Here is an 8,696-nt window from a genome sequence, read left to right as displayed (position 1 = left end):
CTCTCTAACTCTGTACTCCGCACTCCTTAATATAGCTCTTCCTTATCAAGATAAGGATAACATATTTCAAATCCTTTGTCAACACCTGAAAAGCAAATTTTTCGCGGTTTTTTTTTGCGTTTGTGATAATTGTAGGTTGGGTTAAGCCACAGCGTAACCCAACAAAGTCCTAACAATAAAGTCCCGAAGTTGTTGGGTTTTCTCAACCCAACAAAGTTATTAACTAAATAGGAAATTACCTCCAAACAGGTTGACATTCACACTATCACTAGTAAAACCATTTGTACTAGATAATGTTCCTAATAATTGACCAGTACCAAAACCAGTATTACCACTAATACCATCTCCCACGGCAAATCGTGTATTAATACCAGATGTCACGACATCAATATTAGTGATCCCTGAAAAATCAATTTTATCACCACCGACACCACGAACAAACTGGTAAATCATGTCTATCCCATCACCTGCTGTATAGCGGACGGTATCTACAGCGTTATCGTTAGCTCCTAAATAAATGAAGTCATTACCTATACTACCAGTTAAATCATCAGCACCGACACCACCCAGTAGAATATCATTACCGATACCACCATTCAAAGTATCATTACCGATACCACCATTAATAGTATTGACTGCACTATTTCCCGTGAGGATATTATTTAAACTGTTACCAGTACCGTTAATAGCGGTTGTTCCTTGTAACGTCAGGTTTTCTACATTGGCGCTTAGGGTGTAACTGATGGTAGTGAAAACCGTATCAGTTCCTTCATTCAGGTTTTCCGTGACGATATCTGCTGTATTATCAACATAGTAGGAATCATTACCAGCACCACCAATGAGAGTATCAGCACCCGTACCACCTGTAAGAACGTTATCAGCTGCGTTACCTGTAATGCTGTTATTGAGGGTGTTACCAGTACCGTTAATAGCGGTTGTTCCCTGTAACGTCAGGTTTTCTAGGTTATCCCCTAATGTGTAATCAATAATGCTGAAAACCCTGTCTGTACCTTCATTCAGGTTTTCTATGATGATATCTGCTGTATTGTCTACATAGTAGGAATCATTACCCAAACCACCAATGAGGGTATCATTTCCTAAACCACCAATGAAGGTATCATTTCCTAAACCACCTGTGAGAACGTTATCGGCTGCGTTACCTGTAATGCTGTTATTGAGGGTGTTACCTGTACCGTTAATAGCGGTTGTTCCCTGTAACGTCAGGTTTTCTAGGTTATCCCCTAATGTGTAATCAATAATGCTGAAAACCGTATCAGTTCCTTCATTCAGGTTTTCTATGATGATATCTGCTGTATTGTCTACATAGTAGGAATCATTACCCAAACCACCAATGAGAGTATCAGCACCCGTACCACCATTGAGGATATTATTAAGGTCATTACCCGTAATGATATCATTTGCTTGGGAACCAGTGACATTTTGGAAATTCACCACAGTAAAAGTGACATCTCCTGAAGGTAAGCCCAGGACAGTGAGACTATTTTGACCTAAATCTACGTTAATGGAGTTACTAGTTGCAGCATCAATGACATTAGCAAAATCAGCATTACCAAGAAACGCTTCTGCTTGTACGGTATCTGTGCCTAAAGCACCTTTATTGACTATTCCCTGTGCTTGTAAGGTAATATCTAAGGTAATATTAGTTGCTAGTTGACCATAATCAACTATGTCCACACCGTCTCCACCAATTAAGGTATCATTCCCAGCGCTGGCAAATAAAATATCATCACCCGCACCACCATTAAGGTTATTATTAAGGTTATTACCAGTAATGATATCATCTGCTTGGGAACCAGTGACATTTTGGAAATTCACCACAGTAAAAGTGACATCTCCTGAAGGTAAGCCCAGGACAGTGAGACTATTTGAACCTAGATCTGCGTTAATGGCGTTACTAGTTGCAGTATCAATGACATTAGCAAAATCAGCATTACCAAGAAACGCTTCTGCTTGTACTGTATCTGTGCCTAAAGCACCTTTATTGACTACTCCCTGTGCTTGTAAGGTAATATGTAAGGTAATATTAGTTGCCAGTTGACCATAATCAACTGTATCTACACCGTCTCCACCAATGAGAGTATCATTCCCCGCACCACCAATGAGAGTATCATTCCCCGCACTACCTGTGAGAACGTTATTACCAGTGTTACCTGTAATAATATTATTTAATTCATTACCTGTACCATTAATAGCGGTTGTTCCCTGTAACGTCAGGTTTTCTACATTGGCGCTTAAGGTGTAAGTTACAGTGCTAAAAACGCTATCTGTTCCTTGTCCTACTAATTCTGTGATGGTATCTGCTGTATTATCTACATAGTAGGAATCGTCACCAGTGCCACCAATGAGGGTATCAGCAACCCCAGTGATATTAATATTTAGTTGTTGCTGTAAGTTAGTATGACCTTGGATAAATGTATTATCGCCATTGGTAACATGAATATCCAAAATCGCAGCATCCAACAGCGTTGGGTCGGTAATACCAGCATTACGAGCAATTGTTTCGGCTGCGGTGCGCTCTTGAGGAGTTAGAGTGTTAATGGTGATGACTGTGGTAGGGGAAACAGGGGCAGTTGTAATTGGCTCTATAAATAGGGAATCCGCCTGAGTAACGCCCCAACTGTCGTCATAGTCGCCGTAGATTCGGTTATAATCGGGTTGGCCACCGATAACAGTCCCATTGCGGAGAGCAAAATCATCATTTGGATTTCCGTTATAATTACCCAAAAGTCCTACTAAATTACCTTGGCGGTTGCTGGCAGGATAAGCAAAAACGTTAATATGATTGCCATTCAATGCGACCTGAATTTGATCGCCATTTTCGGAATAGATAGTGTACGTGTTGTTAGACCGAACTATATTGTTATTTCCTATTAGTTGGTATTGTCCATTAGGAAGATTAGTGGCAATACCGTCAATTTTTAGCGGGTTCGCGCTCAAATCAAGCTGGAAGCGATTTCCACCTATTTTAATAGCAACGGCTGTATTGACTGAAACATTGGGATTGTAAATCCAACTTTCTTGTCGGGCTTGGATTTCAAAGTCATCTGTAGTGGATTTAAGAAGAGTAAAGAATCCAACGGATTGGAACTCGTAATAAATTCCATCCAAGGTTTTCATGTGGGGATCGCCCCAACTATAGCCAAATGAGCCATCATTATCAACAATTGTCATTTCGGCAGTTTGTTGACTTCCTAATGTAGCTCCTCGGCTGGGATTTGAGAGGGTTAAGTTAACTGTTTCAGTGGATTCTACATCAGTGACATTGACAATAGGAATGCGAATGGTTTTACTTGTTTCACCATTAGCAAAGTTAACTATGATAGGGTTGCTGTTAAAATCACCAGGTGCTGTGGCTGTGCCATTAGTAGGAGTAACGGTAACGCTATCTACTCCATCTATGTTCCCAGTGCGAATGATAGTTACAGCACTAATATAATCTCCATTTTCATTGACTCTGAAAGTAGGAGAACTAAATGATATTACTGGATGATCATTCCTAATGATTCCAGTCACAGCGGTGGTTGTGCCAATAGTGTAATCTGTTCCTGCTGTCAAAGTTAAAGCTACAGTTTCATTACTCTCAACGCTGGTATCTGCTGTGGGGTCAATGGTTATTTGTTTCGTAGTTTCACCAGCAGCAAAGGTAATAGTTTTACCTGTTCCTGGTGTAGCTCCTGTGTAGTCACTGCTATCTGCTGTGCCAGTGATACTATAGTTAACAGTCAGAGCGTTGGTTGTGTCCCCTGTGCGGGTGAAGGTATAAACCAGATTATCTGTACCATCTTCTGTTACAGTCGCTGGATCTACTCTTAGGGTAATGGTGGGGTCATCATTAGCAATAGTTCCCGTTACCGCTTCTGTTGTCCCAACGGTGTAACCTGTACCTGCTACTAAAGTTAAAGCTACAGTTTCATTACTTTCAATGGTGGTATCTGCTGTGGGGTCAATGGTTAAAGTGGCTGTACTTGCACCAGCAGCAAAGGTAATGGTTTTACCTGTTCCTGGTGTAGCTCCTGTGTAGTCGCTACTATCGGCTGTACCATTGATACTATAGTTGGCGGTTAAGACATTGGTAGTAATTCCAGTTCTGGTGAAGGTGTAAACTAAGTTGGTTGTACCATCTTCTAAAACGCTGGTGGGGGATACTGCTAGGGTAATGGTAGCATCATCATCAAGAATAGTTCCCGTTACCGCTCCTGTTGTACCAACGGTGTAAGTAGTGGGGACAATACCTCCACTATAATAAACATTATAATCCCATGCGGTTCCTGGATTATTTCCAGTGATTACCACTTTCACTTGATCGCCAGTTTGTAATGTAACTGAGTTCAAATTTAGAGAGCCTGAACCAGAGACAAAACCATTTGTCCGGGTTGTTAGCACATTATTGACGAATATTTCTGCTTGGTCAGGAATGCCGTACATCTGATAGTTTAGGCTAAAGCTGCCACCAGTTGATGAGATGTAATAGAGCTTCTCGGTTGTGCCAAAACCACCAGAAGCTGATTCGCTGATAGTGTTTGCGATTGTGCCAGAAACGGGAAGCAACGTTAAAGTAACGGTTTCATCCGACTCAATGAGTGTGTCTACAGTGGGGTTAATGGTTAAAGTGGCTGTACTTGCACCAGCAGCAAAGGTAATGGTTTTACCTGTTCCTGGTGTAGCTCCTGTGTAATCACTGCTATCGGCTGTGCCAGTGATGCCATAGTTGACGTTTAAAGCATTGGTGGTAATTCCAGTTCTGGTGAAGGTGTAAACTAGGTTGGTTGTACCATCTTCTAAAACGTTGGTGGGGGATACCGTTAGGGTAATGTTAGGAAGAGTCATATTTCACTCCATTCAAATTTACAAATCGCTGTTGAAATTAGCCAAATACTATCCCAAGACATCCTATAGGATTATTTATCCTATAGGATTCTAAAACTACAAATCCAAAGAGTCTATTGACAAAGGAGACCCGCCTTTACAAGTATTACTTGCAAAGACACCTGTTGCTTGTTTAATTGTTCATGATGATAATCTTTACAGAAATAATTGTCACATAATTGATTTGGATTTGTCAATCCCAAATCCAAACTTTTTTTACTCAAGGCGGTATTGAAAACCTGCCAGAAACTATATATTTAGTCGCTCAGTAATTAAAATGGTGCGTTACTAATCGCTAACACAGCCAAATAGTAGGGTGTCTGAATCAGGATGTCCAGGATGAAAGGATGTACAGGATGAAGACGGGGATTTTATGATTTTGTAAATCACGTTATCAGGTGCGTTACGCTGTCGCTAACACACCCTACTATAAATAATTTAAGATAGTTCTTCCTTATAAAGATAAGGATAACATTTTTAAAATCCTTTGTCAATATCTAAAAAGCAAATTTTTCGCGGTTTTTTTGCGTCTTGTTGGCTGTTCCGTGTCAACTGATTAAAGGATGTACAGGATGAAGATGGGGATTTTCTGATGATGTCAATGATTTAAAATGGTGCGTTACGCTGTCGCTAACACACCCTACTTTAAAATTTAAGATAGTTCTTCCTTATCAATATAAATATAACATTTTTTAAATCCTTTGTCAATACCTGAAAAGCAAATTTTTATATTGTCTGATAGCGAAGCGTGGCGTTAGCCATATCAGGATGTCCAGGATAATGATTTAAAATGGTGCGTTACGCTATTATATGGCGAACTGCTTGCAGCAGCGCTTCGCTATCGCTATGCTACACCCAAAGTCTTTACCAATGGTGCGTTACGCTGTCGCTAACACACCCTACTCAAAAAGCTGTTCCCTGTTCCCTGTTCCCTGTTCCCTGTTCCCTGTTCCTATAAAATTTTAATTTGGATTTGGTGAAGACGTGGACCGATAATTGAGATGACGGTAAATTCCAGATTGTGATAATTAAAGATCTCGCCTTTATTGGGAATTTTTTGGCATTGATAAAGTAAAAATCCCCCCAAAGTTTGATACTCTCTAGTTAGGGGTAAATTGAGATGTAAGACTTGATTAACTTCTTCTAGATTAATTTGTGCTTGGACTAAAAATGTCCGTTGGTCTAGCATTTGAATGAGTAAATCATTGCTACTATTAGATTCACCTGCATGACCAATAATCTCAGCAATGATATCTTGAATGGTCGCTAGTCCCACAATGCCGCCAAATTCATTAACTACCATGACTATGGTTGCTTTCTCTTGCTGCATCATTGGCAAAAGTTCACTTAAGAGAGTTTGTTCTGGTACAAATCGAGGAGGACGCATCCAAGGTCTGATTTGTGTGTCTGGTGTAATTTTTCCTAAGGCTAAGGGTTGTGCTAAATCTTGAAAGTAGACTATGCCACAAATGTCGTCTAAGGACTCGCCAATGATAGGATAGCGAGAGTGACCAGTAGATGTTATTTCTTCAAGTAATATGTGAAAGGTGGCGGTTATGGGTAAAGCAATAATGCTAGTCCGGGGAATCATGATATCTTCGGCGGTAATATCCCCAAATTCAAAAATATTATTTAACAGTTCTCGTTCTGCATTTTCTAAACCTGTAGATTCTCGTTCTGTAGCTATAATTAATTGTAATTCTTCTGGTGTAACTGGAGGTCGCCAACTTTGACCTATGTATTTAATTCCAAACAATTGTAATAGCCATTGGGTTGATTGATTAAGAACCCAAATAAAGGGACTAAAAAAGCGGACTATTGCTTTAACTGATGGACCTAAAAATTTAGCTAGATGTTCTGAATATAACATAGCCACTGATTTGGGACACAATTCGCCTAAAACGATTTGTAGGTAAGCAATGGCAAAAAAGGCAATGGGGACTGATAAAGAATGCGCTAGTAAGTTATTAATTCTCAAAGGTAAAGGCCAGGAGTCAAGCCATTTTTCTACTAATACAGCAATTGTACTTTCTCCAATCCAACCCAGTGCCAGACTAGAAAGGGTAATACCTAGTTGGGCTGTAGATAGTAGTCTATCAATACTACGTTGTAATGTTTCCACAGCGATCGCTCGGATGTCACCAGCTTGCACTAACTGTTGAATGCGTGTCCGTCGCACTGTCACCATTGAGAACTCTGCCGTTACAAAAAAGGCATTGATAGCAATCAGCACTAGTACGCTACAAAATCGTAGTCCCGTATCCGTCCAAGTTAAGGTAGAAAAAGCGCTCACTGTCTAAGATAGTATATAAATTGCCCACAGGGGAAAGAAATTTTTTGATTTTTGGTTTTTGAGGCTGAAGTATAAAAAATACAATCCCAAATCCCAAATCCCAAATTGAATGTTAATTACCTTTCTCTACAGGAATATCAGACAATTGTAACTTAAGTCTTTGGGCTGGATAATCAGTTAAAGACAGAGATATCTGCTTGACATCATCAAGTAAAGCTGTGGGAATGCTAATTGTACCTTTAAATTCTGCTCCTTTGGCGGGCAATTCTGCGGGTAAACCTTCTGTAATTGCACTCAAGGTTCTTCCTTTATCGTCAGTAATATCTAAAAAGCTATAGAGAAACCGTACAGAATCAGTGCCTTTATTTTGCATATTGACTCTTAGCAATAAATCACCTCCAGAATAGCGCACAGACTGTACAGACATAGTTACGCCTTCACTTTCAGCAGAAACAGGAAATCCTGGTTGTAGGGTTTCTGGTGCTGGTTGTTTGGGTTTTTCCTGTCTCTGGGGTTTGCTGGTTTTAATCTCTTCTTCTTCTGCTGACTTTTCTGGTTTGTTACCTTGTTTTTTACTGTTAATTCTTGACTTGACAGCTTTGAGAATATCTTCCTCTTTTAGGAAACTTTCAGTTCCCTGTTGGGGGTTATTACTCTTGCTGCTGTTAAATTTATTAACGGGACGACCATCTGGTGTAGTGACACCTTTGAGTGCGTCACTTCCCAATTTGAATCCTAAAAAACCACTTGCAGAACTTGCTCCCAACATCAGGGTTAACAAAATTAAGGTCAGGAGTACAGTAGTATTGATTTGCATTGCTAATAAATTATGACATAAAGGGAACGGGTAAGTCCTAGAATTTTCTCTTGGTGTAGTTATGGTATTACTCATGACTATCCTCAGTTTAAATAACTAGCAACTGGGGTAAATAGGATTGAATATTTGTTTAATCTATATGCTACTATATGTAGGGATTTTAAAGTTTGGCTTTGTCAATATTGAAAAAATTCACCCCATTACATAGTTGATCAGATGTTGAGCATTTAAACGTGATTAATAATTGTTCATGGGTTGCCAAATTATAGTCAGATAGTGTATTATGGTTAATGTAAGATCGAGAATCACTGGTTAAACCAAAAAGTGCGAGGTTGAAATCCATGTGAATAAGCGCTCTTGGCCGATTGGGGAGGCAACGAACTCATAATTCGTCTTCAGGCTGGTTCAATTCCAGCAGGGCGCATTTTAGGCGTTTATTTTACGCTTTTAAAGAAATTACAACTTAGGCAAGAACGGAGTCAGAATTATACAGCAAGTTGAGATTGAGTGAGGTAGACTTTATGCGGGCAAGATGCCTGCACCACAAGATTTTTATGCTTAATGTCTGTACTTTATAAGATCGGAAAATGCTGTATTGAGTGAGGTACACTTTATGCGGGCAAGATGCCCGCACCACAAGAGTTTTATGCTTAATGTCTGTACTTTATAAGATCGGAAAATGCTGTATTGAGTGAGGTA

At 39.8% G+C, this 8,696-nt stretch carries 3 protein-coding genes and 1 tRNA gene; 1 reads left to right on the top strand and 3 read right to left on the bottom strand.

The genetic code is table 11. The annotated features are described in order from the left end of the window. Positions 1-219: 219 nt before the first annotated feature. The 3 genes from H6F39_RS20905 to H6F39_RS19745 all read right to left on the bottom strand — a co-directional run bounded on the left by H6F39_RS20905 (position 220) and on the right by H6F39_RS19745 (position 7,997). A complete protein-coding gene (locus H6F39_RS20905) occupies positions 220-4,848 on the bottom strand; it encodes a Calx-beta domain-containing protein (RefSeq protein ID WP_242028678.1) in 4,629 nt (1,542 codons plus the stop codon). 991 nt (positions 4,849-5,839) lie between these two features. Then, complete coding sequence (locus H6F39_RS19750) at positions 5,840-7,180, bottom strand: hemolysin family protein (protein ID WP_190397276.1); 1,341 nt, start codon at positions 7,178-7,180, stop codon at positions 5,840-5,842. A gap of 112 nt (positions 7,181-7,292) precedes the next feature. After that, entirely contained in the window at positions 7,293-7,997 is a 705-nt protein-coding gene (locus H6F39_RS19745) for a hypothetical protein (RefSeq protein ID WP_137909470.1), read from the bottom strand. A gap of 351 nt (positions 7,998-8,348) precedes the next feature. Here H6F39_RS19745 and H6F39_RS19740 point away from each other — a divergent pair. Further along, positions 8,349-8,421, top strand: a tRNA-Met gene (locus tag H6F39_RS19740). Positions 8,422-8,696 lie beyond the last annotated feature (275 nt).

Origin of the sequence: Dolichospermum sp. FACHB-1250, assembly GCF_014696335.1 — a bacterium.
GTDB lineage: Bacteria > Cyanobacteriota > Cyanobacteriia > Cyanobacteriales > Nostocaceae > Dolichospermum > Dolichospermum planctonicum.
Note: the sequence above shows the minus strand (reverse complement) of the source record. Positions and strands in the feature narration are given on the sequence as shown.